Source organism: Streptomyces liliifuscus, assembly GCF_016598615.1.
GTDB lineage: Bacteria > Actinomycetota > Actinomycetes > Streptomycetales > Streptomycetaceae > Streptomyces > Streptomyces liliifuscus.
The window spans coordinates 3,164,312-3,191,112 of record NZ_CP066831.1 but is presented as its reverse complement, the minus strand read 5'-3'; the positions used below and the strand labels follow the sequence as shown (position 1 = coordinate 3,191,112).

The 26,801-nt window shown below is 70.3% G+C and carries 20 protein-coding genes and 1 pseudogene; 17 read left to right on the top strand and 4 right to left on the bottom strand.

Annotation, left to right across the window (positions count from 1 at the left end; all coding sequences use genetic code 11):
- Positions 1-35: 35 nt before the first annotated feature.
- On the top strand, positions 36-737 hold the full coding sequence (locus JEQ17_RS13435) for a ribonuclease HII (RefSeq protein ID WP_189841091.1): 702 nt from the start codon (positions 36-38) through the stop codon (positions 735-737).
- A gap of 68 nt (positions 738-805) precedes the next feature.
- Positions 806-1,435 (top strand): hypothetical protein, encoded by a 630-nt coding sequence (locus JEQ17_RS13430; RefSeq protein ID WP_200395487.1) that lies wholly within the window; start codon positions 806-808, stop codon positions 1,433-1,435.
- Between the two features lie 482 nt (positions 1,436-1,917).
- On the opposite strand, the gene JEQ17_RS13425 is transcribed toward JEQ17_RS13430, so the two are convergent.
- Both JEQ17_RS13425 and JEQ17_RS13420 read right to left on the bottom strand, forming a co-directional pair.
- On the bottom strand, positions 1,918-2,544 hold the full coding sequence (locus JEQ17_RS13425) for a hypothetical protein (RefSeq protein WP_200395486.1): 627 nt from the start codon (positions 2,542-2,544) through the stop codon (positions 1,918-1,920).
- 224 nt (positions 2,545-2,768) lie between these two features.
- Positions 2,769-4,931: a RecQ family ATP-dependent DNA helicase gene (locus JEQ17_RS13420; RefSeq protein ID WP_200395485.1), complete on the bottom strand. Its 2,163-nt coding sequence runs from the start codon at positions 4,929-4,931 to the stop codon at positions 2,769-2,771.
- A gap of 442 nt (positions 4,932-5,373) precedes the next feature.
- On the opposite strand from JEQ17_RS13420, the gene JEQ17_RS13415 reads away from it, so the two are divergent.
- The 7 genes from JEQ17_RS13415 (at position 5,374) to JEQ17_RS13385 (ending at position 16,266) form a co-directional block, all read left to right on the top strand.
- Positions 5,374-7,020: a DUF4192 domain-containing protein gene (locus JEQ17_RS13415; RefSeq protein ID WP_200395484.1), complete on the top strand. Its 1,647-nt coding sequence runs from the start codon at positions 5,374-5,376 to the stop codon at positions 7,018-7,020.
- Between the two features lie 360 nt (positions 7,021-7,380).
- Positions 7,381-9,456, top strand: coding sequence for a glycogen debranching N-terminal domain-containing protein (locus JEQ17_RS13410; RefSeq protein ID WP_200395483.1), 2,076 nt, complete (start codon positions 7,381-7,383; stop codon positions 9,454-9,456).
- A gap of 127 nt (positions 9,457-9,583) precedes the next feature.
- Positions 9,584-10,342 (top strand): NUDIX hydrolase, encoded by a 759-nt coding sequence (locus tag JEQ17_RS13405; RefSeq protein ID WP_200395482.1) that lies wholly within the window; start codon positions 9,584-9,586, stop codon positions 10,340-10,342.
- A gap of 216 nt (positions 10,343-10,558) precedes the next feature.
- Positions 10,559-12,322, top strand: a complete 1,764-nt coding sequence (locus tag JEQ17_RS13400; protein ID WP_200395481.1) for an ABC transporter ATP-binding protein — start codon at positions 10,559-10,561, stop codon at positions 12,320-12,322.
- Between the two features lie 162 nt (positions 12,323-12,484).
- Complete coding sequence (locus JEQ17_RS13395) at positions 12,485-13,372, top strand: FadR/GntR family transcriptional regulator (protein WP_200395480.1); 888 nt, start codon at positions 12,485-12,487, stop codon at positions 13,370-13,372.
- A gap of 404 nt (positions 13,373-13,776) precedes the next feature.
- Entirely contained in the window at positions 13,777-15,318 is a 1,542-nt protein-coding gene (locus JEQ17_RS13390) for an RNA polymerase sigma factor (RefSeq protein WP_200395479.1), read from the top strand.
- A gap of 132 nt (positions 15,319-15,450) precedes the next feature.
- The gene (locus tag JEQ17_RS13385; RefSeq protein WP_200395478.1) at positions 15,451-16,266 is read left to right on the top strand and encodes a serine protease; all 816 of its coding nucleotides are present in this window, start codon (positions 15,451-15,453) and stop codon (positions 16,264-16,266) included.
- 138 nt (positions 16,267-16,404) lie between these two features.
- Here the strand turns inward: JEQ17_RS13385 and JEQ17_RS13380 are convergent, their stop codons facing one another.
- On the bottom strand, positions 16,405-16,635 hold the full coding sequence (locus JEQ17_RS13380; RefSeq protein ID WP_055513118.1) for a DUF7455 domain-containing protein: 231 nt from the start codon (positions 16,633-16,635) through the stop codon (positions 16,405-16,407).
- A 441-nt stretch (positions 16,636-17,076) separates the two neighbouring features.
- On the opposite strand from JEQ17_RS13380, the gene JEQ17_RS13375 reads away from it, so the two are divergent.
- The 6 genes from JEQ17_RS13375 to JEQ17_RS13350 all read left to right on the top strand — a co-directional run bounded on the left by JEQ17_RS13375 (position 17,077) and on the right by JEQ17_RS13350 (position 23,974).
- Complete coding sequence (locus JEQ17_RS13375) at positions 17,077-19,200, top strand: DNA gyrase/topoisomerase IV subunit B (protein WP_200395477.1); 2,124 nt, start codon at positions 17,077-17,079, stop codon at positions 19,198-19,200.
- A gap of 239 nt (positions 19,201-19,439) precedes the next feature.
- Positions 19,440-19,964: a CcdC protein domain-containing protein gene (locus JEQ17_RS13370; RefSeq protein ID WP_200395476.1), complete on the top strand. Its 525-nt coding sequence runs from the start codon at positions 19,440-19,442 to the stop codon at positions 19,962-19,964.
- Positions 19,961-21,112, top strand: a complete 1,152-nt coding sequence (locus JEQ17_RS13365) for a sensor histidine kinase (RefSeq protein ID WP_200395475.1) — start codon at positions 19,961-19,963, stop codon at positions 21,110-21,112. The genes JEQ17_RS13370 and JEQ17_RS13365 overlap by 4 nt, the downstream gene beginning before the upstream one ends.
- Positions 21,109-21,795 carry a response regulator transcription factor gene (locus JEQ17_RS13360; protein ID WP_200395474.1) on the top strand — a complete coding sequence of 229 codons (687 nt, stop codon included), beginning with the start codon at positions 21,109-21,111 and terminating at the stop codon, positions 21,793-21,795. The genes JEQ17_RS13365 and JEQ17_RS13360 overlap by 4 nt, the downstream gene beginning before the upstream one ends.
- Positions 21,796-21,899: 104 nt before the next feature.
- Positions 21,900-22,388, top strand: a complete 489-nt coding sequence (locus JEQ17_RS13355; protein WP_234048188.1) for a DUF485 domain-containing protein — start codon at positions 21,900-21,902, stop codon at positions 22,386-22,388.
- Entirely contained in the window at positions 22,385-23,974 is a 1,590-nt protein-coding gene (locus tag JEQ17_RS13350) for a solute symporter family protein (protein ID WP_200395472.1), read from the top strand. Before JEQ17_RS13355 ends, JEQ17_RS13350 begins: the two co-directional genes overlap by 4 nt.
- A gap of 103 nt (positions 23,975-24,077) precedes the next feature.
- On the opposite strand, the gene JEQ17_RS13345 is transcribed toward JEQ17_RS13350, so the two are convergent.
- Positions 24,078-24,770: a response regulator gene (locus JEQ17_RS13345; protein WP_200395471.1), complete on the bottom strand. Its 693-nt coding sequence runs from the start codon at positions 24,768-24,770 to the stop codon at positions 24,078-24,080.
- 160 nt (positions 24,771-24,930) lie between these two features.
- Here JEQ17_RS13345 and JEQ17_RS50015 point away from each other — a divergent pair.
- Together JEQ17_RS50015 and JEQ17_RS13335 are read left to right on the top strand one after the other, a co-directional pair.
- Positions 24,931-25,132, top strand: a pseudogene (locus JEQ17_RS50015) (ABC transporter ATP-binding protein); the annotation flags it as partial.
- A 535-nt stretch (positions 25,133-25,667) separates the two neighbouring features.
- A complete protein-coding gene (locus tag JEQ17_RS13335) occupies positions 25,668-26,720 on the top strand; it encodes an ABC transporter substrate-binding protein (protein ID WP_200395469.1) in 1,053 nt (350 codons plus the stop codon).
- The last annotated feature ends 81 nt before the right edge of the window (positions 26,721-26,801 follow it).

Here is a 26,801-nt window from a genome sequence, read left to right as displayed (position 1 = left end):
GCGTGGGGTTCCGAGCGGCGTAGGCTGAGGGAGCCATGCCGTACGAACCACCAACCCACACTGTCGAGCGCTCGCTGCGCGCCACGACCGGAGCGAAGGTCATCGCCGGTGTCGACGAGGTGGGCCGAGGCGCCTGGGCCGGCCCGGTCACCGTATGCGCGGCGGTCACGGGCCTGCGCCGCCCGCCCGAAGGCCTCACCGACTCCAAGCTCCTGACCGTCAAGAGGCGTACCGCGCTCGCCGAGATACTGGCGAAGTGGGTGACGTCGTACGCCCTCGGGCACGCCTCTCCGGAGGAGATCGACGACATGGGGATGACGGCCGCGCTGCGACTGGCCGCCTGCCGTGCCCTCGAAGCCCTGCCGGTGCGTCCCGACGCGGTCATCCTCGACGGGAAGCACGACTACCTCGGGGATCCCTGGCGGGTCCGTACGGTGATCAAGGGCGACCAGTCCTGCGTCGCCGTCGCGGCGGCCTCCGTGATCGCCAAGGTGCAGCGCGACAAAATGATGGCCGAACTGGGTATCGACCATGCAGACTTCGGTTTTGCGGCCAACGCCGGGTATCCGTCACCGGTGCACAAGGCCGCGCTGGAGATGCGGGGCCCCACCCCGTACCACCGGATGACGTGGGCGTATCTTGATGCGCTGCCCCAGTGGCGGCACCTCAAGAAGGTCCGCAGTTGGGCGGATGGAAGCGTTCCGGAGATCGAAGGGCAGCTCGGCTTCGATTTCTGACCGTTCCACTCGCACTCATGTGCCACCCGCCGACGCGACTCGCACCGGCGTTTGATAAAAATCAGCTCATGCCTCTCATTCCCGAGGAGCCTCAGATTCACGAGAGTGCCCAGGGTCCCCGCGCCACTCCGGCCGCCGGCCGTACCGCGCCGACCCCCCGTCCCGTACCCGGACCCCGTCCCGTGGCGCCACCGCGTCCCGGCCGTCCGGGTCCTGTCCGGCCTGCGCCGCCGGTTCAACGCACGCCGCGCGACACAGCCGTGGCCAAGCCGGGGCCATCCGCCCCGGCGGCCCCCACCGCCCCCTCGACTCCGCAGATCCAGCTGATCCCGGCCTCGGCCGAGGGCGCGCTGGACGCGGCCGAGGAAGCGGTCGACCTGCTCCTTGACTCGGGCCGCGTCCCCGGTGAGGTTCTGGTGATCACCACCGGCGAACCTCACCCGTGGGCCGCGCACGAGCTCTCGTTCGGCGAGGCCGCCTATTGGGCCCAGCACGACGCGGGAGACGACGTCTTCTACGCCGACGCGTCCGCCCTCGGTCGTGCCGCGTCCCGGCCCGTGGTCGTCGTCGCCGTGAACGGCGGAGCCGACGCCACTGCCGCCACCGCCCTGCCGCTGGCCCTCGGCCGAGCCGGCACCCTGCTGATCGTCTGCGGGGATCCGCAGCAGATCAACTCGGTGCTGGGCGCGGGGGTCTGAGGACCCCCGTTCTTCTGGGGGTACTTGGGGGGTGGAGTGCCACTGCGGCCCAGGCTGCGGTGGCATGAGCACGGTGGACGGTTCGACGTGTGCCGGAAACGGCCAGTACGGGGGACGTGCCGGCCGCTGACTGCCGGCACGGCTGTCATGGTCTGCGCGGTCGGCGTGGCTGTTCAGCGTTGTTGTCGCACGTGCCCGATGGGGCTGCATGTGCCCGAGAGGGCCGCACGTGCCCGAGGGGGCTGCATGTGCCCGAGAGGGCAGCACTTGTCCGAGGGGGCCGTGCGGGTTCGGGGCACCGGCTTCGCCGTTCCCTTGCAGTCTTCGGCCGGCCAGCCGGCCGGTGTTGTACCCGACTGCCCGTCCTGCCGCAGTGAGGCAGGTGGTCCTGCGTGGCTGCGCGGCGGCCGGTGGGGCCGGTGCTGAGGGTCGGCCGGATGAACGGCCGACCGGTGCCGCGTGTGGCATTCGCGGGCCCCGTCTCAGCGGGCCGCCGCGCGGCGCAGCACCTCCGAGGCCGAGCCACCCGTGCGTGGCTGAATGGCCTCGACCGCGGCGAGGGCGTCCAGGGACTCCGGCTTGGAGCCCGCGCTCGGCCGACGTCCGCCCCGTCCTTCCCCGAGCACCTGCCAGCCCTCACGCGTCAGCGTGATGTACGCCCCGCAACGCAGCCCGTGCAGCGTGCAGGCGTCCCGCAACCCCCACATCCACGCCCCGTCCTCCTCCGTCCATCGTCCGTCGCCCTCACGGCAGTAGAGCAGGACGGCCGTACGCACCGGTGTGCGGCGCCGCAGGTCGTGCGGGATGACCCGGCGCAGTTGCGCGAGCAGTGCGTTGCGGAACATCCAGCCGTCCGCCGGGGCCGGCCGCCGGACGAACGAGGCGCTGGCCCTGAGCCGTTCGTCCGGATCGAGGACGGCGACGATCGCGGTGTCCGGCCGAGGCCGATGCCGGGAGTGCAGCCCGCTGACGACTTCCCGGGGATTGCGCAGCAGCGGAATCCCCGCGGCGGCCCATTCGGCGGGTTCGAGCATCCGGGCGAGTGAGTTGGCGGAAGTGGCGGACGTCGACATCGATGCCGCCGAGGACGGAGCGAATCCGAAGGTCACGGTCCTCCCTTCGGCTACGCGCCCATACAACGGGCGGGGGGTCGGACTTGGGGGAGCGCACCGCGACACAGCCCGAACGGGCGGCCCTGGAAGGACCGCGCGGGGCGCGAGGCCAATTCTTCCTGTCGAACTTGGTTGCGGCAACGAGCAATTGGGGCCACCGACCGTTATCCGGTGATCCGCCTCATATATCCCTGCCCGTAACCCTCCCTGTCACGCCTGGATCACCCTTGCACGGCAAGGACCAGCGGCAACACCCCCTGTGCACCGGCCCGCCGGAGCAGGCGCGTGGCCACCGCCAGCGTCCAGCCGGTCTCGGTCGAATCGTCCACGAGCAGGACGGGGCCCTGGGCCTGGGCCAGCGTGGCGGCCAGGCCGGGCGGCACCACAAGCGCCCCGTCGAGGGCCTTCAACCGCTGCGCGCTGTTGCTCCTGGACACCTGCGCCGCCCCGGCTCCGGGGGCGTACTCGATGGAACCCAGCAGGGGCAGGCGTCCGACCTCCGCGATCCGTGCGCCCAGCGACTGGATCAGGCGCGGTCGGCCGTGCGAGGCCATGGTGACGACACCGACCGGGCGCGGCTGCGCGTCGGGGCTTCCCGAAGCCCAGCCGCCGGGACCCTTCGCCCAGTCGGCCAGCACACCGACCACGGCCTTCGCCACATCGTCCGGAACGGGCTCGTCGGGGGCCTGGGGCGAGAGCATCGGCCGCAGCCGGTTGCCCCAGCCGATGTCCGAGAGCCGTCCCAGGGCTCGCCCGGAAGTGGCCTGTTCACCGGCCGGAATGCGCCCCTTCAGGTCGACACCGACCGCAGGCAGGCCCGTCGGCCACATCTTCCGGGGCTCGACCTCGACACCCGCCCGGCCCAGCTCACCACGCGCGGAGTCCAGGGACGACGAGGAGACGGCGTCGGTGAACCGGGGCCCAGCGCACATGTCGCAGCGACCGCACGGAGTGGCTCCCTCGTCGTCCAGCTGGCGCCGCAGGAACTCCATTCGGCAGCCGGTCGTCGTCACGTAGTCACGCATCGCCTGTTGCTCGGCCGCACGCTGCTTGGCGACCCAGGCATAGCGCTCGGTGTCGTACGTCCACGGGTCGCCCGTGGAGATCCAGCCGCCCTTGACGCGGTGCACCGCGCCGTCCACGTCCAGGACCTTGAGCATCGTCTCCAGCCGTGACCTGCGCAGCTCCACCAAGGGTTCGAGCGCGGGCAGCGACAGCGGACGGCCCGCCTGGGCGAGGACGTCCAGGGTGCGCCGGACCTGCTCCTCCGGAGGAAAGGCGATCGACGCGAAGTACTGCCAGATCGCCTGGTCCTCCTTGCCCGGCAGGAGCAGCACCTCGGCATGCTCCACCCCGCGCCCCGCACGGCCGACCTGCTGGTAGTACGCGATGGGGGAGGACGGTGACCCCAGGTGCACCACGAACCCGAGGTCGGGCTTGTCGAAGCCCATGCCCAGCGCCGACGTGGCCACGAGGGCCTTGACGCGGTTGGCGAGCAGATCCTCCTCGGCCTGCTGCCGGTCCGCGTTCTCCGTCTTCCCGGTGTACGAGGCCACTGTGTGCCCGCTCTGCCGCAGGAACGCGGTGACCTCCTCGGCCGCGGCCACCGTGAGCGTGTAGATGATTCCGGAGCCGGGCAGCTCGCCCAGATGCTCGGCCAGCCAGGCCATCCGGTGTGCGGCATCGGGCAGCTGCAGCACACCGAGGCTCAGGCTCTCCCGGTCCAGCGGGCCGCGCAGGACGAGAGCGTCCGTGCTGCCACCTGTGCCCAGCTGCTCGGCGACATCGGCCGTCACGCGCGCGTTGGCCGTGGCGGTGGTGGCGAGGACCGGGACGCCGGGCGGGAGGTCCGCGAGCATCGTGCGCAGCCGGCGGTAGTCCGGCCGGAAGTCGTGTCCCCAGTCGGAGATGCAGTGTGCTTCGTCGACCACGAGGAGGCCGGTCGCGGCGGCGAGCTTGGGCAGCACCTGGTCGCGGAAGTCCGGATTGTTCAGCCGCTCGGGGCTCACCAGGAGGACGTCCACCTCGCTCGCGGCCACCTCGTCCTGGATCGTGTCCCATTCCTCCGTGTTGGACGAGTTGATGGTCCGTGCCCGGATGCCGGCGCGGGCGGCCGCCTCGACCTGGTTGCGCATGAGGGCGAGGAGTGGGGAGACGATGACGGTGGGGCCCGCGCCCTGCTCCCGCAGCAGCGCCGTCGCCACGAAGTACACGGCGGACTTGCCCCAGCCGGTGCGCTGCACGACCAGGGCTCTGCGCTTGTCGGCGACCAGTGCCTCGATGGCTCGCCACTGGTCCTCGCGCAGCCGGGCGTCACCCGCCGGGGCGCCGACGAGGCGGGCGAGGACAGTGTCGGCCGCGGTGCGCAGCTCTGCGTTGCTCATGGCCCCATGCAACCCGATGGGTCGGACATCGCGCGAATGAGGCGGTCAGCCTGTGGACAAGTTCTGACGTGATCATGGTCGTGGTTATCCACAGGCTAAAGCGGAATGCCGGGATCCGCGGGATGGTCACGGCATGACGAATCACAGCGAAGCGGCCGGGAATCTCGGCGACGGTGACATGAGCGGGTGCGGCGAGCGTGGCGAGCGCGACGGGCTTGAGGGGCTTGAGGGGCTCGACGGGTTTGGAGGGGCCGGTGGGCTCGGAGGGCTTGGAAGGGGCGGGGGTGCGGGTGGTGAGCATGGCCAAGTCGGTGGGGGTGATCGCGAAGGGGTTGGCGGTCAGGGCGAGGCCGGTGGCGGGCACGGTTCAGGGCGTGGGGGACGCGGTTCAGGATGTGTCGGACACGGTTCAGGGCCTGGCGGACCGGGTTCGGAGCACGGTGTGGACGGTCCAGGTAGCAGTGGGCGTGGTCCAGGAAGCGGAGGACATGGCTCGGCGAGCGGAGGGCACGGCTCGGGACCGGGTGCACGGGGTGCGGGCCGTGGAGGTGAGAGCAGTGTCGGCCCCGCGCACGGCGCGTCCGGTGTCCCGTTCGCCGAGCATCAGGTCACACTCCGCACTCCCGCCGAACTGGCAGACGCGCTGCCGTACCTGCTCGGATACCGGCCCGAGGACAGCATCGTGCTCGCCGCCCTGCACGACAGGGACGGGCGTGGCAGGTTCGGCGGACGGGCCCGGCTTGGTATCCCGGCCAACGCGGACGACTGGGCGTCCGTCGCCCGACAGTTGACCGAAGGACTTGTGAAGGGCAGTGAACGCAGGGGCGCGCACCCCGAGAGCATGGTCGCCTTCCTCTGCCAAGACCCCAGGGGCGGAGAGTCGGCCCGGGATGTCATGGAACGACTGCGCCCACTCGCGCAGTTTCTGCGCAGGGCCTGCGGTGCCCTGGACGTGCCCGTCATCGAGGCACTGTGCATCTCGGACGGTCGCTTCTGGTCGTACTGCTGCCCCAGTGAGCAGTGCTGTCCGTCCGACGGGACACCCATGGGGCTGCCCGGCACGTCCGTGCTGGCCGCGGCGGCCACCTACGCCGGTCTTCAGGTTCGGGGATCCCTGCGGGAGTTCAGGGCGAGGCTCATTCCGTGGGAAACCGCGGCCGCACTGGAGCAGGAGTCCGCGCTCAACGCGGTGAGCATGGCGCTGATCCCCCGAATCCTGGACGACGAGAGCCGCACAGCTGTGGCGACCGAGACCTTGGACCTGGCTCATCGGGTCATGCGCCGATTCGCCGACTCCACGTCTGCGGCGGGCGTACCGGGTGTGCCCGGTGTGTCTGCTGTATCTCCCGCATCTGCTTTGTCTGGTGCGGCAGGTGTGTCCGGTGCCCTGTCTGCGGATCTCCGGGACGACGAACTCCTGGGCCACGACGAGGCAGCCACTTTGATCCTCGGCCTCCAGGACCGCACTACGCGCGACCGGGCGGCGGAGTGGATGGAAGGCGACGAGGCCGGCCCCGCCCTGCGCCTCTGGCGGGCTCTGGCCCGACGCTGTGTCGGCCCGTACGGCGAGCATGCCGCGGCGCCGCTCACCCTCGTGGGATGGGTTGCTTGGTCCTCCGGTGACGAACTGGAAGCCCGCGAAGCCCTGGCGATGGCCCTCGGAGCGGATCCGGGATACCTGTTCGCCCGCCTTCTCCACCAGGCGTGCAATGAGGGCCTGGACCCGGAGTCGATCCGCCGCTGCCTCCGTAAGGAGCGTGTGGACCGTGCCGACGCGGAGGTGATCGCGTCCTTGGCGTCCTCGGAGCACTCAGAGTCCCCGGTCTACGCCGATGGGCCGTCCGGGCCCGCCTCGACATCGTCCACCCGGGCGGCTTCCCGTCGCCGACGCAAGCCGCGGTCCACGGGGAGTGCGGTGAGCCGTCCGGGTTCCCGGCCCTCCGGATCTGCGGGCATGCGCCGTCCCCGGTCCAGCGCCGACGACTCCCCGGCGCCGGAAGCACCCACCAGGGCGGGTGACAGTACGGGCGGCGCCACCCGGTCCCGCCGAGGGGCCGGCCGGCACGGGACGAAGCAAGGCGAGACATGAGGGCGGGGGAGTGGCTCCGAGCGAGTCGGCCGATTCGGTTGGGCTGGTCGGAATGGCTGCTACGGGTGATGGCCTGGGGGCTGGCGGGGCTTGGGTTGGTGTGGGGGTCTGCCGGACTCGGGACGATGTGGCGTGGGGTGCGTGCTCGGATCAGCCGCCGACGCACCCCGGAGCCCCCCGCCCACCGCCAATCGGTCGGCTTCCGTGAACCGGGGCGTGACCCGGGACAGGCCCGTTCCGTTCACCTGAGTGGCGCAGCCCGCGGCCGGGCCGTGCCATCGCATCGAACCCGCCCTTCCGGAGCCCCCTACACGCCGCTGAGTGCGCACTCAGCGCACGGAGCACAGAAGAAGCCGCCCCATGCCCCTGCCCACCCAGTCCTCCACTCAGCACGACAATCACCCTCTGCTCCGCAGGCCAGCACAACCCCCCATAACACCCGGCAGTGCCACAACCCAGAAGGCACCCCTGTCCCTGCCGAACGCGACAGGGAATCTGCCTCCCGCGCACAACGCGCTGATCTGCGTCGCGCTGCCCGGGCTTGCGATCTCCACGGAGCACGGCCAGCTGACCGGGCAGGGGCTGGAGGGCTTCTACCGCGCGGGCCGACGCATGCTCTCCCGATGTCGACTGCGCGTCGCGGGGCGGGAGCCTCTCGCGATCCAGGCCCGGATGATCGCGGCCGACCAGGCCCGTTTCGTGGCGACGCTGAGCCTGTCCGCCGACGGCGGCCCCGACCCGGACGTCATCGTCGAACGGACGCGATACGCGGACGGCACCGAGCGGATCACCCTGCGCAGCGCGGCCCACCGGCATCTGCGCCTGCCCGTCGAGGTGTCGCTCGGCACGGACCTGGCGGAACTGGGCGCGGTCGCCTCCGGGCGGGCCGGTCCCGACCTGCCCGCCAGCGTTCACGACTCGGGCATGCGGTGGTCCTGCGCCACCGGGCACTCCGTCGTTACGGCCAACCCGCCGCCCTCGGACGCGCTGGCCTCCGCGGGGCTGCTCCGATGGGAGCTCGAACTGCCACCCGGCGACACCCGAAGCGTGGAGCTGAGGGTACGGCCGACAGGTGCGGGTCCCATCCGGGCCGTCGCGCGCGCTGCCACGAGCCCGATTGCCCCGGCACGGGCCGTGAGCGACGACCCGAGGGTCCAGGCGCTCCTGCGCACGAGCATCGAGGACCTCCAGGCCCTTCTGCTGCGTGACCCCGTGCATCCGTCCGACAACCACCTCGCGGCCGGCGCGCCTTGGCGTTGCGGCATGGCACCGGCCGAGGCGCTGGCGGCGGCGCGCATGACCCTGCCGCTGGGCACGCGACTCGCCGCGGGCACCCTGCGCACCCTCGCGCGCACCCAACTGGTGGGCGCGGGGCCGCGATCTGGGCTGCTCCCCGGGCCGCGACGGCACGCCGGTACGCATCTGCCGCCGAGCTGCACGGGCGAAGAGGCGACCCTCCTGTTCCCCGTCGTTCTCGCGGAGGCCAGGCGCTGGGGGCTCCCTGAACAGGAGACCGAGGAACTGCTTCCTGTGGCCGAGCGCTGCCTGCAGTGGCTGCGGACGGCGGTCGGCGACGGTACGTATCTGTCCGACCCACGCCCCGGCGGACCGTGGCGCTGCGAGACCCAGGCGCATGCTCACCGGGCCGCGCTGCTGGGCGCCGATCTCCTCGACGCGTACGGCAGGGGAGGTGGCCCCGAGTTGCGGGGGTGGGCTCGCGGAATGAGGGCCGCGTTCCAGGAGGACTTCTGGATCGAGGACAGGGGAGGCGGCAGACCGGCCGCGGCCCGTCTGTCGGACGGGCGGATCGTGCCGCACCTAGGCGCGGCCAGTGTGCACCTCCTCGACACCGGGCTGCTCGGCGTGGGCGCTCCAGCCCAGGGGCTGCTCGACAAGGTGCAGACGGAACAGCTGGCGCGGCTGCTCGGCGGGCCCGCCATGGACTCGGGCTGGGGACTGCGCAGCCTCGGCGCGAAGGAGGCGGCGTACAACCCGTTCGGGCATCGAGGCGGGGCCGTGCGGGTCCACGAGACGGCTGTCGCCGTCGCGGGACTAGCCGCAGCGGGCTACGAGAAGGAGGCGAGCTCACTCCTGCGGGGCGTGCTGTCGGCAGCCGAGGCCTTCGGGCACCGGCTCCCGGAGATGTACGCGGGGGAGCAGCGGACGGAAGTCGGTGCCCCGCTGCCGCATCCGGCGGCCTGCCGACCCGCGGCCACGGCCGCGGCCGCCGGAGTCCTTCTGCTCACCACCCTCGCCGGAATCCGTCCGGACGCCCCTGCCGGGACGGTGACGCTGCGGCCGGTCCGTGGCGCGCCCCTGGGCGAGATCGGCCTGACCGGCCTGCGCGTCGCGGGCGCCCCCTTCTCCGTACGCGTCAGCAGGCTCGGTCTCGCCATGGTCGAGGAGGCCGCCGACGGGCTCCAGCTGGGCGTGTGAGCGGGCGGAAGCCGACGAGGGCGGGCCGGTGGCGTCCCCGGCACTCGTACCGGAGAGCAGTGGATCAGCCAGTGAAGCGACCGACGAAGGGAGTGTTTATCGTCAGGCAGACGACTATGATCTCGGCATGCCCTACGACCCGTCAGCCTTCCCGCCGTTTGCCGTCACCGTTGACCTGGTCGTGCTGACCGTGCGTCGCCATGCCCTGTGCGCGCTGGCGGTACGGAGGGGTGAGCCGCCCTTTCAGGGACGGTGGGCGCTGCCCGGCGGCTTCGTACGGCCGGACGAGGATCTGGCGCAGGCGGCGGCGAGGGAGCTGGGTGAGGAGACCGGGCTGTGCGCCCATGACCCGGCCGCCCCCGCACAGGCCAACGGCGCACACCTGGAGCAGCTCGCGACCTACGGCGACCCGAAGCGCGACCCCCGGATGAGGGTCGTCAGCGTCGCCCACCTCGCGCTCGCCCCCGATCTGCCCGCGCCCAGGGCCGGCGGAGACGCGAACAGCGCGCGCTGGGCCCCCGTCGAGGAACTGCTTCAGCGGGGCGGCTACGGCCGGGACGGCGAACAGGCCGCGCCGCTGGCCTTCGACCATGCGCAGATCCTGGCGGACGGTGTCGAGCGCGCCCGCTCGAAGATCGAGTACTCGTCGCTGGCGACCGCCTTCTGCCCGCCGGAGTTCACGGTCGGTGAACTGCGCCGGGTGTACGAGGCGGTGTGGGGCGTGGCACTCGACCCCCGAAACTTCCACCGCAAGGTGACCGGCACGCCGGGATTCCTCGTCCCCACGGGCGGTACGACGACCCGCCAGGGCGGCCGCCCGGCCCAGCTGTTCCGCGCGGGCGGCGCCACGCTGCTCAACCCGCCGATGCTCCGTCCCGAGGTCTGACACCGCTCCTGGAGCGGTGCAGAGACGGAACCGTGCCAGGACGGGCGCGGTCTCGACATCCGTGCCGAGGCCGGGCATGGCTCCGAGTTCCGTGCCGCGACCTGAAGCCACCCCGAGATTCCCCGTCGGGCCAAGTGGCCGGAAGGGGACGGGGCATGCCGTCCAGCGTGCTCAAGATGCCCGAAAAACCGTACATATCGCGCTATCTTGCTTCGGGTGATCCAGGCCATCGGACTGACCAGCAACGCCCGCAAGGAGCTTCCCCCCGCCGTCGACGATGTCTCCTTCGAGGTGCCCGCGGGCCGCGTCACAGCGCTCCTCGGAGCCCCGGGCGCGGGCAAGACGACGGCGCTCAGGCTCATGCTTGAACTCCAACAGGGCCGCGGAATCACCTACTTCAGAGGCCGCCCGCTGCACCGCATCGCCCATCCCTCGCGCGAGGTCGGCGTGCTCCTCGGAGAGGTCCCCGGCCACCCGGCACGCACGGTCCGCGGCCAACTCCGCATGCTGTGCGCCGCGACGGGTGTGCCCGCCCGGCGCGCCGACGACGTCCTCGAAGTGGTGGGCCTGGTCAGCCTGCGCGACCAGCGTCTGAGCACGCTCTCGCGAGGCATGGACCGTCGCCTCGGACTGGCCTGCGCACTGCTGTCCGACCCGCACACGCTCGTGCTCGACGACGCCGCCGACGGGCTCTCCGCCCGCGAGGGTCGCTGGCTGCACGGGATTCTGCGAGCCCATGCCGCCGGGGGCGGCACTGTGCTGTTCGCCACGGGCGACCCGAAGGAGGCCGCGCGGACCGCCGACCGTGTCGTCACGCTGGAGGAGGGCAGGCTTGTCGCCGACCAGGACGTCACCGACTTCGCCCGCACCCGTCTCCGACCCCGCGTCGCCGTCCGCAGCCCGCACGCCGTCCGGCTCGGCGCCCTGCTCACCAAGGAGGCCCGCACCACGCGACGCTCCGTGGAGGTCGTGCGGGAGGACGGCAACCGCCTCTCCGTGTACGGCAGCACGTGCGCCGACATCGGCGAAACCGCTTACCGCCACAGCATCCTCGTACACCAACTCGCGGACGAAGTCGGCGACATGGGGCCCGTTCCCGCGCGGCACCCGGCGAGTGACTCTCAGGAGGCCGAGCAGCCCGTGCGCACCGCGGAGGCGGAGGGCGCGAACGAGTTGTCTCCCCTCCCGCCGCCCATCTCCGTCAGGCCGGGCGCCAGCCCCCTGCGGCCGCTGCGCTACGAACTGCGTCGTGCGGCCGGGGTCGCCACCGGCTACCTCACCGCGGTCGCCGTGCTCGTCTCCTCGGCCCTGATCTCCGTGCTCCTGGCCCGAGCGGGGCACACCCCGCAGTCGCGTCTGCTCGCCGCGTGGCCACGGGATTTTCCTCTGCCGCCCGCGGCGCTCGGCGCGGGGCTGCTCGGCGCCATGGCCTTCGGCGACGAGTTCCGCCATCCCGCCCTGGCCGCGGATCGCGGGAACGTCCCCCGCCGCCTGGGGCTGCTCGCCGCGAAACTCCTCGTCGCCGCCGCCACCGCGCTGCTGCTGGCACTCCTCGCGGTGGGTGTGGACGCCGAACTGCTCTACCTCGTCTACGGACGGGAGCTCACCGGAGTTCCCGAGGACTGGCTTTCGCTGAGCGTGAGTTGGATCGGTCTCGTGGTGGGCTGTGCCTGGGCGGGTGTCCTGGCGGCCGGTATCTTCCGGTCGACGACCGCCGGACTCGCGGCGGTACTGGCCGTACCGGTCCTCGTCGTACCGCTCGTACAGAAGGTCTTGGAGGGACCGTCCGTGCGGACCGCCGCCGGGTTCTCGACCCGGCTGCGCGAGCTCGTGCTGGTCCAGTGGCCGTTCGGAGGCGAGCGCTATGTGGGTGCTGTGGCGCGAGTGATCGCCCAACCCGTCGGCGGCGCACTGATGTTGTCGATCAGTGCCCTGCTCTGCGCATACCTGCTCACCACTCTACGGAGCAGGGTTCGATGACGGCGGCGGGTGCACATGCGTTCCCTTCGTGTGCGCAACTCCACGCAGAACGCCCATTTCTTTCCGATAAGGCGTCAATTGCGACGGGGTGAGCGATCACCCTTTCGTGTGCTTTTCACCAAAGACCTCAAGGGAGTTGGAGACGGAGCCGACAAAGGATCCGTGAGTACCCTTGCGCACACCATGATGACCGCCGCCCGTTCCGCAGACTCCGGCCTCGCCGGCCCGGGCGAACTCGACCGCTACCCCTACGGGGAGGTTCCCGGCGCAGACCGCCTCAGCGCCTCCGTGTGGGACGGCACGGACCCGGAGCTGGGCCGCATGGGCCGACGTGCCGCCGGCAGCCGCGGCCGAGGCCTGCATGGCCAACTGGTCCAGCAGCTGGGGCAGATGATCGTCTCCGGCGACCTGGGCGCGGACCGCCCGCTGGTGCCCGAGGAGATCGGCCAGCGATTCGAGGTCTCCCGTACCGTCGTCCGTGAGTCGCTCCGCGTTCTTGAGGCGAAGGGCCTGGTCAGCGCCCGCCCCAATGTCGGCACGCGCGTACGCCCGGTCAGCGACTGGAACCTCCTTGACCCGGACATCATCGAGTGGCGGGCCTTCGGGCCGCAGCGTGACGACCAGCGCCGCGAGCTGAGCGAGCTCCGCTGGACGATCGAGCCGCTCGCTGCCCGTCTCGCCGCCGGACACGGCCGGGAGGAGGTGCAGCAGCGGCTCGGCGACATGGTCGAGATCATGGGCCACTCCATGGCGCAGGGTGACGCGCTCACCTTCTCGCGCGCCGACGCGGAGTTCCATTCCCTGCTCATCCAGGTCGCCGGCAACCGCATGCTGGAGCATCTCTCCGGGATCGTGTCCGCCGCGCTCCAGGTGTCCGGCAACCCGGTCACGGGCTGCGACCGGCCGACCGAGGCGTCCCTCGGGCACCACGCCCGCATCGTCGACGCTCTCGCCGCCGGCGACGGATCGGGCGCCGAGACGGCCATGCGCCAACTGCTCACCGTCCACCCCGAGGTGGAGCGCGTCGTGCCCGCGCCGCGCGAGCACTGACCGCGCACCGAGGGCAGCGCGGTCGGTGGCGGGTGCCCGTGTGGCATCGCTTGGCCGGCGAACCATCTGCCGCCGGACCCCCTGGATGCTTCTGAATCCGGCGGGGTCCGGCGGTGTGATGGGGTACTGAGGTCAACGGCTGACCACCTCTGACCGTGTCTGGGAGCTTTTGAGCACTTACGGGGTGTGACTCGGGCCACGCAGATTGGGCGTAACGCTCCACGGGGCAGCGCGATGACCTAAGAGGTGACAGCCGAGTAGGGCATACAGACGCCGTTCAAGGCGCTGTGACTCTTCCCGGCCCTCGCCCGCGCCGTCGGCCCATCCCCAAGTCGGCGGTCGTCGGCTCCTGTCCGTACCGGACGGGGCCGGAAGCCGTTTTCCAACGTTCCGAGAGGTTGTTCGTGTCGGCCAGCACATCCCGTACGCTCCCGCCGGAGATCGCCGAGTCCGTCTCTGTCATGGCGCTCATTGAGCGGGGAAAGGCTGAGGGGCAGATCGCCGGCGATGACGTGCGTCGGGCCTTCGAAGCTGACCAGATTCCGGCCACTCAGTGGAAGAACGTACTGCGCAGCCTCAACCAGATCCTCGAGGAAGAGGGTGTGACGCTGATGGTCAGTGCCGCGGAGCCCAAGCGCACCCGAAAGAGCGTCGCAGCGAAGAGTCCGGCCAAGCGCACCGCCACCAAGACCGTCGCGGCGAAGACGGCGACGGCCAAGAAGGCCACCGCCACCGCCGCCCCGGCGATGCCTGCCGCAGACGCTCCCGCCGAGGACGCAGCCGAGAAGAAGGTCGCTGCCAAGAAGGCGACGGCCAAGAAGGCCGTAGCGAAGAAGACCGTCGCGAAGAAGGCGACGGCGAAGAAGACCACCGCCAAGAAGGACGACGCGGAGATCGTCGACGACGAGGCGGCCGAGGAGACCCCCGGCGCGGCCAAGGCCGGCGGCGAGGAGCCCGCCGAGGACGGCGCCCAGGGCTTCGTCCTGTCCGACGAGGACGAGGACGACGCGCCCGCGCAGCAGGTCGCCGCGGCCGGTGCCACGGCCGACCCCGTCAAGGACTACCTCAAGCAGATCGGCAAGGTCCCGCTGCTCAACGCCGAGCAGGAGGTCGAGCTTGCCAAGCGCATCGAGGCCGGTCTGTTCGCCGAGGACAAGCTGGCCAACGCCGACAAGCTCGCCCCGAAGCTCAAGCGCGAGCTGGAGATCATCGCCGAGGACGGCCGCCGCGCCAAGAACCACCTCCTGGAGGCCAACCTCCGTCTGGTGGTCTCCCTGGCCAAGCGTTACACCGGCCGCGGCATGCTCTTCCTGGACCTCATCCAGGAGGGCAACCTCGGTCTGATCCGCGCGGTGGAAAAGTTTGACTACACCAAGGGCTACAAGTTCTCGACGTATGCCACGTGGTGGATCCGTCAGGCGATCACCCGCGCCATGGCCGACCAGGCCCGCACCATCCGTATCCCGGTGCACATGGTCGAGGTCATCAACAAGCTCGCGCGCGTGCAGCGCCAGATGCTCCAGGACCTGGGCCGCGAGCCCACCCCGGAGGAGCTGGCCAAGGAACTCGACATGACCCCGGAGAAGGTCATCGAGGTCCAGAAGTACGGCCGTGAGCCGATCTCCCTCCACACCCCCCTGGGTGAGGACGGCGACAGCGAGTTCGGTGACCTCATCGAGGACTCCGAGGCGGTCGTCCCGGCCGACGCGGTCAGCTTCACGCTCCTCCAGGAGCAGCTGCACTCGGTCCTGGACACCCTGTCCGAGCGCGAGGCGGGCGTCGTCTCGATGCGCTTCGGTCTCACCGACGGTCAGCCGAAGACCCTCGACGAGATCGGCAAGGTGTACGGCGTGACGCGCGAGCGCATCCGCCAGATCGAGTCCAAGACGATGTCGAAGCTGCGTCACCCGTCGCGTTCGCAGGTGCTGCGCGACTACCTCGACTAGGTCTCGGCCGTACGTCACCGAGGGCCCGGTTTCCCGCTCAGGGAGCCGGGCCCTCGGTCTGTGCGGAGTGCGGAGTGCCGCCATCTGGATCACGCTGGGTGTCTCATGACAACCCCAGAGTGAGGAGCGCGCATGCCTCGTCCCTTTGCCCGAGCGCTGGCCGTCGCGGCCACGGCGGCCGTCATACCGTTGGCCTGTCCGGCCCCCGCGACGGCCGATGTCATCATCGGCGGCTACCCGGTCGAGATCTCCGAGAGTCCCTGGACGGTCGCCGTGTCCAGCCGTGACCGGTTCGGGGGTACGCGTGCCGGACAGTTCTGCGGGGGTGTGGTGATCAGCCGCTCGACGGTGCTGACCGCGGCCCACTGTCTGAGCAAGGAGGTACTGGGCGCACCTCCACGGCAGGTTCGCGATCTGAAGGTGATCGCGGGCCGCGGGGACCTGCTGTCGGCCGAGGGCAGGGAGATCGCTGTGCGCGACACCTGGATCAACCCGCGCTATGACAGCTTCACGAACGCCGGGGACTTCGCCGTACTCACTCTCGCGGAGCCCCTCGCCGCGAGCGCCGTCATCCCCATGGCGGGCCCCGGTGACGCCGCGTACAAGCCCGGCCCGGGGGCCGTGGTCTACGGCTGGGGCGACACCACGGGGAGCGGCGACTACGCGACCGCTCTGCGGGCCGCGCGCGTGCAGGTACTGCCCGACGCGCTCTGCGAGGAGGCCTATCCGGGGAGCGTGGACGGAACGTACGTGGCCGCTTCCATGCTGTGTGCGGGGGAGAGGGAGGGGGGCCGCGACGCCTGTCAGGGGGACAGCGGCGGACCGCTGGTCGCCCAGGGGCGGCTGATCGGCCTCGTGTCGTGGGGGAGCGGCTGTGGGCGGCCCGGTAGCCCCGGTGTCTACACGCGGGTCTCGGAGGTCGTCAGGACGCTCGGAGCGGGCCGCTGAAGGCCCTTCCGCGGCCCTGAGAGGTGTGGGCGGTCTCACGGCCTCAGGGAGACACGAGCGCGGGCGGCCGCCCCTGGATAGGGGCGGCCGCCCGGTCACCGGCCTGTGCCGGAGATGGCTCGTCGTCTGCGCGAAGTGTCAGTGCTCTTCGTCGTTGGCGCTTGCCGGGGCGGCAGTCAACCGCTCCGTCTCGTCCTGTATCTCAGCGGCGATCTTCTTGAGTTCCGGCTCGAACTTGCGCCCATGGTGGGCACAGAAGAGCAGCTCACCACCGCTGAGGAGGACGACGCGCAGATATGCCTGGGCGCCGCAACGGTCGCAGCGGTCAGCGGCCGTCAGCGGGCTCGCGGGGGTCAGAACAGTAGTCACGTCGCCTCTTCTCTAGCTCGACGAGCTGTCGTACCAGGGTCAACATCCAACCAGGCCGAAAACGTTCCCGCTCGTGGCTCTTCCTCGAAAAAAATCTTTCCGAGTCGGCTGTCTGCTGCCGGTTGGCGGCGAATGAGCCGTATTGCGTGTCTTCGTGTCTTACGGGTTCGCGCTCTGTCAGGTTCAGTCCTCACCGGCTGGCTTGCCGGTTGTTCTTGAGGACGTGCCCGGAGCCTAAATGGTTCATGCCTGGAAGGGAACGTGATATGTACTTCACTCCAACGAGGGATCGAACAAGCATGCGACGCTGGTCTAGTCTGAGTTTCGGACGAGGGTGGCGTTACGACGGCTCTACCAGGCCTCGGTACCCTCGGAGCGGCGACCGAAGCCGGGCCCTTACCCAAGAGGGCCACATTTGAAATTCAGCGAGGAGCGAACCGCGTGACCGCCGAGACGTCCGTGCCGTCCACAGCGCTGCTGACCGGAGCAGACCGGGACGGTTCCAACTACACCGCGCGGCACCTGCTCGTCCTCGAGGGACTCGAGGCCGTGCGGAAGCGCCCGGGCATGTACATCGGGTCGACCGACAGCCGCGGTCTGATGCACTGCCTGTGGGAGATCATCGACAACTCCGTGGACGAGGCCCTCGGAGGCTACTGCGACCACATCGACGTGACCCTTCACGACGACGGCTCGGTCGAGGTGCGCGACAACGGCCGGGGCATCCCGGTCGACGTCGAGCCCAAGACCGGCATGTCCGGCGTCGAGGTCGTGATGACCAAGCTGCACGCCGGAGGCAAGTTCGGCGGCGGCTCGTACGCGGCTTCCGGCGGCCTGCACGGCGTGGGCGCCTCCGTGGTGAACGCGCTCTCGGCCCGTCTGGACGTCCAGGTGGACCGCGGGGGCCACACCCACGAGGTGAGCTTCCGTCGTGGCACCCCCGGAGCGTTCAAGGGGGACGGGGCCGACGCCGCCTTCGACGCGTCGAGCGGGCTGCGCAAGCTCAAGAGGATCCCCAAGACCCGCACCGGCACACGCGTGCGCTACTGGGCCGACCGGCAGATCTTCCTCAAGGACGCGAAGCTCTCCCTGGAGAACCTTCACCAGCGCGCCCGGCAGACCGCCTTCCTGGTGCCCGGCCTGACCATCGTCGTCCGCGACGAGTTCGGGCTCGGCGAGGGAGGCAGCAAGGGTGAGGAGTCCTTCCGCTTCGACGGCGGCATCAGCGAGTTCTGCGAGTACCTGGCAAGCGACAAGCCTGTCTGCGACGTCCTCCGCTTCTCCGGGCAGGGCACCTTCAAGGAGACGGTTCCGGTCCTGGACGACCACGGGCAGATGACGCCCACCGAGGTCACCCGGGAACTGGGCGTCGACGTGGCGATGCGCTGGGGCACGGGCTACGACACGACCCTGAAGTCGTTCGTGAACATCATCGCCACGCCCAAGGGCGGCACCCATGTCGCGGGCTTCGAGCAGGCCGTCGCGAAGACGATGAACGAGGTGCTGCGCACCAAGAAGCTGCTGCGCGTCGCCGAGGACGACATCGTCAAGGACGACGCCCTGGAAGGCCTCACGGCTGTTGTGACGGTCCGCCTCGCCGAACCGCAGTTCGAGGGCCAGACCAAGGAGGTCCTCGGCACCTCGGCGGCCCGCCGGATCGTGACGAACGTGGTCTCCAAGGAGCTCAAGGACTTCCTGACCTCCACGAAGCGGGATGCCGCCGCGCAGGCCCGGGTCGTCATGGAGAAGGCCGTCTCCGCCGCCCGTACGCGCATCGCCGCCCGTCAGCACAAGGACGCGCAGCGCAGGAAGACGGCCCTGGAGTCCTCTTCGCTGCCGGCCAAGCTCGCCGACTGCCGCAGCGACGACGTGGACCGCAGCGAGCTGTTCATCGTCGAGGGAGACTCCGCGCTTGGCACGGCCAAGCTCGCCCGGAACTCCGAGTTCCAGGCGCTGCTGCCGATCCGCGGAAAGATCCTCAACGTCCAGAAGGCGTCCGTCACGGACATGCTGAAGAACGCCGAGTGCGGCGCGATCATCCAGGTCATAGGAGCAGGGTCGGGCCGGACCTTCGACATCGACGCGGCGCGCTACGGGAAGATCATTCTCCTGGTCGACGCCGATGTCGACGGCGCGCACATCCGCATCCTGCTGCTGACGCTCTTCCAGCGCTACATGCGGCCGATGGTCGAGGCGGGGCGCGTGTTCGCGGCGGTGCCGCCGCTGCACCGCATCGAGCTCAGCCAGCCCAAGAAGGGCCAGGACAAGTACATCTACACGTACTCGGACCGCGAGCTGCGAGAGACCGTGCTGGAGCTCCAGCGCAAGAACGTGCGGTACAAGGACTCGATCCAGCGCTACAAGGGCCTCGGCGAGATGGACGCCGACCAGCTGGCCGAGACGACCATGGACCCGCGCTTCCGTACGCTGCGCCGGATCAACATCTCCGACCTGGAGGCCTCCGAGCAGGTGTTCGACCTGCTGATGGGCAACGACGTCGCCCCGCGCAAGGAGTTCATCTCCAGCTCCGCGGCGACGCTGGACCGCTCGCGCATCGACGCGTAGACGGTCGAGTGAGCCCGTCGGGACCGCGAGGGGTTCCGACGGGCGTCGGGCCCTCCGGGGACCGTGGAGAGGGAGACGTCCGTGAGGGCGTCTCCACCCGCGGGTGGAGACGGGGCGCCTCCCGGATCCACCCATGATCCACCCTGGCTCCGATCTGCCGACCTGCCCGTTTCCGTAGCGTCGAAGGCGTCGACAGCGCCCGCTGTCGGCACCCGCCCTTCCCGCACACGGAGGCCGCGATGTCCGGGCTTGTCGATGCCTTGGTGATCCTCGCCGTTGTCGTCCTGGTGATCGCCCGCCAGTTCCGCACCCGTCGCATAACGACGGACAGGAGCTGGTGGGTCGTGCCCGCGGTCCTGGTCTTCCTGGCTCTGCGCGAACCGGGCCTGCTCGACCCTGACCACCGGACGCTTTCGGTCCTGCTGCTCGGCACCGAACTCCTCATCGGCCTGGCCACCGGCGTCGGCTGGGCGTGGACCACCCGGATGTGGAGGACACCGGACGGCACGGTGTGGAGCAGGAGCAGCAAGGCCAGTGCTCTCGTCTGGACCGCCGGGATAGCTCTGCGGGCGGGTCTGTTCGGCCTCGGCGCCGCCCTCGGCCTGCGCCAGGACAGCTCCGCCCTGCTCCTCGCACTCGCGGTGACGCTGTTGGTGCGCTCCGGGATCATGGTCCGGCGGGCGCAGACACTGCCCCCGGCGAGCGGGCGGAGCGCGGCGTACGGTGACGGCATGCCCCAGCCTTCGCGGAAGGAGCGTGTATGACGGACAACGTCTGGATGCTCTGGCCCTCCCGCGAGGCGCTCTCCCGAGAGGGAGTGCACAGAGCCAGACGGGCGCTTGCCGGGGTCGCGCGCGTCTTCGCCGTCGGTGTCCTCCTGGTGACGACCTTCGCGGACAGCGACCTGCACGGCTGGGGTGTCGCAGGGGCTGTTCTGGGAGTCCTTGTCTGCGGACTCGGGGTCTGGGGTTTCTGGAGGGCCACGCTCGAGCATCGCCTGCTTCCCTCCTTGGGGTCGCTCGTGCTGCTCTTCGCCATAGCGACGGTGGCGGAGGGCGCGGGGCTGCGGGTTCCCGCCCTCGTCGTGTGGTGCGTCTGCGCCGTCAGCGCCATGGAACGGCTGCCGCTCGCGGCGGCACTGCCCGCGGGGGCCGTGGCTCTCGGGACGTACGCGGCAGTGAACAACGACGCGTGGCTCACCACCCTGGCCACGACCGTGGGGCTTGCTCTGGCCGGATACGTGCTGCGGCTGGACGCGGAGGCCCGGGGCAGCGCCCTGCGGCTACTCGCTCAGGAGCGGGCCGCGCGGGCGGCCGAGGCGGAGTCGGCGGCGCTCGCGGAGCGGGCCCGGATCGCACGGGAGATCCACGACGTGCTGGCGCACAGCCTGTCGGCGCAACTCGTGCACCTGGAGGCGGCACGGCTGTTGATCGAGAGGGGAGCGGAGCGGGACCAGATCCTCGATCGGGTCGTGGCGGCACGAGGGATGGCCCGCGAAGGCCTCGCCGAGACCCGGCAGGCACTCTCCGCGCTGCGCGGAGAGCTGTCCCCGCTGGAGGAGTTCCTGAGCGAACTGGTCGCCGACACCGCCGGTGCAGATGTCACCGTCACGGGTGAACGGCGGCTGTTGCCGGCCGAGGCGTCGCAGGCGGTGCGCAGGGTCGCCCAGGAAGCGCTGACGAACGTCCGGAAGCACGCGCCCGGGGCCAAGATCCGCATACGCCTGGACTACGGCGAGCACGAAGTGATGTTGAACGTAAGGGATTCGGGAGCGCCGCCGGGTGAATTCACACACTCCGGTGCCGGATACGGTCTGCTCGGAATGCGGGAGCGGGCCGAGTTGCTGGGCGGCTCGCTGGAGGCCGGGCCGTACGAGGAGGGGTTCGTGGTGACGCTGAAGGTGCCCGTATGACGGAGGAGGAAGGCGGGGCACCGGCCCGTGTCGTCGTGGCGGACGATCAGACCGTGGTGCGCGAGGGCATCGTGATGCTGCTCGGGCTGCTGCCCGGGATCGAGGTCGTCGGGGCCGCCGCCGATGGGCACGAGGCGGTGCGGCTGGTGGCCGAGCTCGACCCGGACGTCGTGCTGATGGACCTGCGCATGCCCCGCTGTGACGGGGTGGAGGCGACCAGACGCATCCGGGCCGAACACCCCAGGACACAGGTCGTCGTGCTCACCACGTACGCCGACGACGCCTCGCTGTTCCCCGCGCTCAGGGCCGGGGCCCGCGGCTATCTCACCAAGGATGCGGGCGGCGACGAGATCGTACGGGCCGTGCGGAGCGTCCTGTCGGGGGACGCCGGGCTCTCCCCGGGCATTCAACGGCGTCTGCTGGAGAGGCTGTCCGAGCCGCAACCCGCCGTTCCCGCGGAGGGCGCCGAGGCGCCGGACGGGCTCACCGCGCGGGAGACGGAGGTGCTCGTGCTGATCGCCGACGGTCTCACCAACCAGGAGATCGCCCGCAAGCTCCATGTCTCGACGGCCACCGTGAAGACCCACATCAACAACCTGTTCGCCAAGACGGGGCTCAAGGACCGTGCGCAGGCGGTCCGTTACGCCTTCGGGAAGGGACTTGTGCGGCCACCAGGGGGGTGAGTCACCTGATGGGGTGAAGAGCGCGGAGAGAAGAGTCTGGGATCTTCCCGATCTGTCCATCCTTGGGCACGCGGCCGAAACGGGCAGCGGACAAGGAGAGTTCGGTGGAGAAGTACGACGGTCCCGACTCCGGAAAGGTCCGGTTCGACGACCCCTGGTACGACGCGCTCGCCTCCGGCTGGGGCGAGTTGGACAGTACGGGCGCGCCCGCTCCCGCCGTGCCGCCCGCGCGCGGGGAGCAGGAGGACCGGACCGCCCGTGCGGCCGACGTCTATCTGGAGGTGCAGCGCAGCGCGGCCTTCCAGGAGGTGCGCAGCCGGTACCGGAGGTTCGTGGTCCCGGCCGTCGCCGTCTTCTTCACCTGGTACGTGGGCTATGTGGTGACGGCGACGACGGCTCCGGAGTTCATGGCGCAACCCGTAGCCGGCGCGGTGAACGTGGCGATGCTCGCGGGGCTGGGGCAGTTCCTCACGACGTTCCTGTTCACCTGGGCGTACGCACGGCACGCGAGGCTGCGCAGAGACCGGGCGGCGCTCGATCTGCGCTGGGACACACAGGAGCTGACGCGAAGCGTCGCGGGTGGTGGCCGGTGACCGGGAACCATCAGACGCTGGCGCTGCTGCTGTTCAGCGCGTTCGTCGCGGTCACCCTGGGGATCACGACCTGGGTGAGCCGCCACCGGCATGGTTCGGCGGAGGAGTTCTACGCGGGCGGACGGCTCTTCTCGCCCATGGAGAATGGTTTTGCCATCGCGGGCGACTACATGTCCGCCGCGTCCTTCCTCGGTATCTCGGGGCTGATCGCGCTCTTCGGCTATGACGGGCTGCTGTACTCGGTGGGCTTTCTCGTCGCCTGGCTCGTCGTGCTGTTCCTTGTCGCCGAACTGGTGCGCAACTGCGGGCGGTTCACGCTCGCGGACGTCGTCGCGGCCCGCATGAAGGAGCGACCGGTGCGGATCGCTGCGGGAACCTCTTCGGTGACCGTGTCCGTTCTGTACCTGGTGGCGCAGATGGTGGGTGCGGGCAGCCTGGTCGCGCTGCTGCTGGGCGGTACGAGCGAGGCGGCGCAGGCTTGGACGGTCATTGGCGTCGGGGCGCTGATGGTCATCTATGTGTCGATGGGAGGGATGCGGGCCACCACGTGGATCCAGATCGTCAAGGCGGTCCTGCTGATGGGCGGAGCGATCGCGCTGACCGTGCTCGTCCTGATGCGGTTCCACGGGGACTTCGACCGGTTGCTGCGTGCGGCGGCGGATCGGAGTGGGCACGGGATGTCGTTCCTCGCGCCGGGGCTGAGGTACGGCGGGGACTGGACCGCGCGCCTGGACTTCATCAGCCTGGGACTCGCGCTCGTGCTGGGCACGGCGGGGCTGCCGCACATTCTGTCGCGCTTCTACACCGTGCCGACCGCGCGAGCCGCGCGGCGCTCGGTCGTCTGGGCGATCGGTCTGATCGGTGGGTTCTACCTGATGACGATCGTGCTGGGGTTCGGGGCGGCGGCGATCGTCGGCCCCGATGCCGTACGCGGGTCGAACGCGGCCGGGAACACGGCGGTTCCGCTGCTGGCACTCGATCTGGGCGGTGGCGCCGGTTCCACCGGAGGAACGGTTCTGTTCGCGATCGTCGCCGCGATCGCCTTCGCCACGATCCTCGCGGTGGTCGCCGGAATCACGCTCGCCTCCTCGGCGTCCGTGGCCCACGACCTGTACGCCTCGCTGCGTCGGCGGGCGAAGCCGCGCAGCGAGGTGGCCGTGGCGAGGACCGCCGCGGTCGGTATCGGTGTCGTCGCCATCGCGCTGGGCCTGCTCGCGCGCGACCTCAATGTGGCCTTCCTGGTGGGGCTTGCCTTCGCCGTCGCCGCGTCGGCGAACCTGCCGGTGCTGCTGTACTCGCTGTTCTGGCGGAACTTCACGACACGCGGCGCGGTGTGGTCCGTGTACGGGGGCCTGGTGCCGGCTCTGGTGCTCGTCGTGCTGTCTCCGGTGGTGACGGGCAGCCCCGCGTCGCTGTTCCCGGGAGTCGACCTTCAGTACTTCCCGCTGGAGAACCCGGGCCTGGTGTCGATCCCGCTCGGCTTCCTGGCGGGCTGGCTCGGCACGGTCACCTCGGCGGAGCCGCCGGACGAGGCCAAGCACGCCGAGACCGAGGTACGGGCGCTTACGGGGGCGGGAGCGGTCTGACCGACGGGGTGGCGAAGGGGAGGCCCGGCGGGACGCCTTCAGGCGAGGCCAGAAGGCCCGTGAGGCCTGCGTGGCGGTCCGGCAGGGTTACGGGTTCACCGGCTCAAGGCGCAACCCACGCGTAGCGGTGTTCCGGACGCCCTGTGTCCCCGTACTTGAGTGAGAGCCGGAGGCGGCCCGCCTGTTCCAGGTGGCGGAGGTAGCGCTGGGCGGTGGAGCGGCTGAGGCCCGTCTCGGCGGCGACCTCGTGGGCCGAAAGGGGGTGGTCGGCCTGGTGGAGGACAGTGCAGATCAGGTCCGTGGTCGGCTCCGAGTGGCCGGTGGGCAGACCCGGCGAGGAGGGGGCGGGCGTCGTACGCAGGGCGCCGAACATGCGGTCGACCTGTTCCTGCCCTGCCACGCCCTGGTCGCTGACTCTGTCGACGGTGCGGCGCAGTGCGGCGTACGACTCGAGCCGCGTTCGCAGCGCTGCGAATGTGAACGGCTTGACCAGGTAGTGCAGAGCACCCAGACGCATCGCGGCCCGTACGGTCTCCACGTCGCCGGCCGCGGTGATCATGATGACGTCCGCGCCCATGCCCAGTTCCCGCATCTGCTGGACGAGTTCGAGGCCCGTCCGGTCGGGCAGATAGTGGTCGAGCAGGATCAGGTCGACGGGCTCCCGGCCCGCCGCGTCCAGGGCCTGGGCGGCGCTGTGCGCACGGGCGGCCACCCGGAAGCCGGGAACCTTCCCCACGAACTTGGCGTTGATTTCGGCGACACGGAAGTCGTCGTCCACGACCAGGACGTCAATCATCGGGCCTCTCTCCCCGAGCCGGGCGAGCGGTGAGCCCGTGCTGTCGGCCCCAGTGTTGTGGAGTGAGCAGAAAGAGCACAACACCCTTCTGTAATCAGAAGAACGCCTTGCGCACACAAGACTGATGTCGTGATGCGGGCCAGGGCTACGGTCGCGGGGCATGAGCGCAGACACCGGCCCCGCCGTCGCACCGCGAGGCGTGCGCAAGGTCTTCACAACCCCGTCGGGGGAACTGCACACGGCCGCCATCGGACTCGATCCGACCGTGGGACGCTGCGGGTTCACAGCCGTCGTGGCCCCCACGGGCCGAGGCAGGTCGACCACACCGACCCTCGTCAGCGGTCTCGAAGAACTTTTGGAGTGCGAAGCCGTGGTGCCGGACGAATCGCTCGACCCACGGGAGGACACGCGCGACTCGGTCATCCGCTGGACGCTGACCGCGTCAGCCGCTGCCAAGGCCCCCGAGGCTGCCGAGCGTGCCAAGACGGCCCCTACGGGCTTCCGCGCGCGGGCCGCCCTCGGAAGCGGGGCTGTTGTCGCCGTCCCCCGCCTGCTGCCCCTGGCAGGCGACGCGCGGTCCCTGGGAGCGAGTGCCTGCCGGGTGACGCTCCAGGAGGGGTTGCCCACGTCCGCCGAGCGTCGTAGCTCCAGGTGGACGCCGTTGTAGACCGAGAGCCGAACTCCCTTCTCAGGGCACGCACAGCCCCAAATGCCCCTCCTAGGTCCCCGTTTTCGTTGAGCCCCTCCCTAGGGGGCGCATTTCGCAGACAGCCCTCTTCAGGACACCGGTTCTCCTTCGGCGTCGGTCTCTTGGGGGAGCGGCCGGTTCCCCGTCACCGGTCTCTCCAGGGCGCTCGTTTTCCCCGCACCGCCTTCTTCACAAGGACGTGAACGAACATGCCCAAGACCCTCAGACACGGGTCGCTGGCAGCCGCCGGCCTGCTTGTCCTCTCCTCGCTCACCGCCTGCGCCAACGACGTGGCCGGATCGGCCGCCGCCGACGAGGCGGGCGGCAAGGGGGAGAGCGTCAAAATCATGGTCGGCGGCCTGGACAAGGTCATCTACCTGCCCGCGATGCTCACCGAGCGGCTCGGCTACTTCGATGACGAGGGCCTGGACGTGGAGCTGCTGGGCGAGCATGCCGGTGTGGAGGCCGAGACGGCGCTCGTCGCCGGGCAGGTGCAGGGAGCCGTCGGCTTCTACGACCACACCCTCGATCTGCAGGTCAAGGGCGAGGAAGTCCAGTCGGTGGTGCAGTTCTCGCACGCGCCCGGCGAGGTCCAGATCGTCTCCGACAAGGCGGCGACCGAGATCAGTTCACCGGAGGACTTCAAGGGCAAGAGGCTCGGCGTCACCGGCCTCGGTTCCTCGACCGACTTCCTCACCAAGTATCTCGCCGTCAAGAACGGTGTGTCCGTCAGCGAGTTCAAGACCGTCCCGGTCGGCGCGGGAGAGAGCTTCATCTCCGCGCTGAAGAAGGGCGACATAGACAGCGGCATGACGACCGACCCGACCGTCGCCACGATCCTGGCGGAGAACAGCGGCAAGGTGCTCCTCGACATGCGCACCCCGCAGGGTTCCGACGAGGCGCTCGGCGGCGCGTACCCGTCGTCCAGCCTCTACATGCAGACGGACTGGGTGAACGACAACAAGGAGACGGTCCAGAAGCTGGCCAACGCCTTCGTGAAGACGCTCAAGTGGATGGCCGGGCACAGCGCCAGTGAGATCGCCGACGAGATGCCGGACGACTACTCGAAGGGCAACGGGACGCTCTACGCCAGCGCGATCCAGAGCACCATGCCGATGTTCACCCAGGACGGTGTGATGCCCGAGGACGGTCCCAAGACCGTCGAGAAGGTCCTCAAGGCGTTCAACCCCGACATCAAGAACGCCGACGTGGACCTCAGCAGGACGTACACCACGGAGTTCGTGGACAAGGTCGTGGACTGAACCCCCGACCAGCGTGAACTGAACCCCCCGACCAGCGGTCTCCCCCGACCGCGGGCTGAGCTCCTGCGCACGGCTGAACTC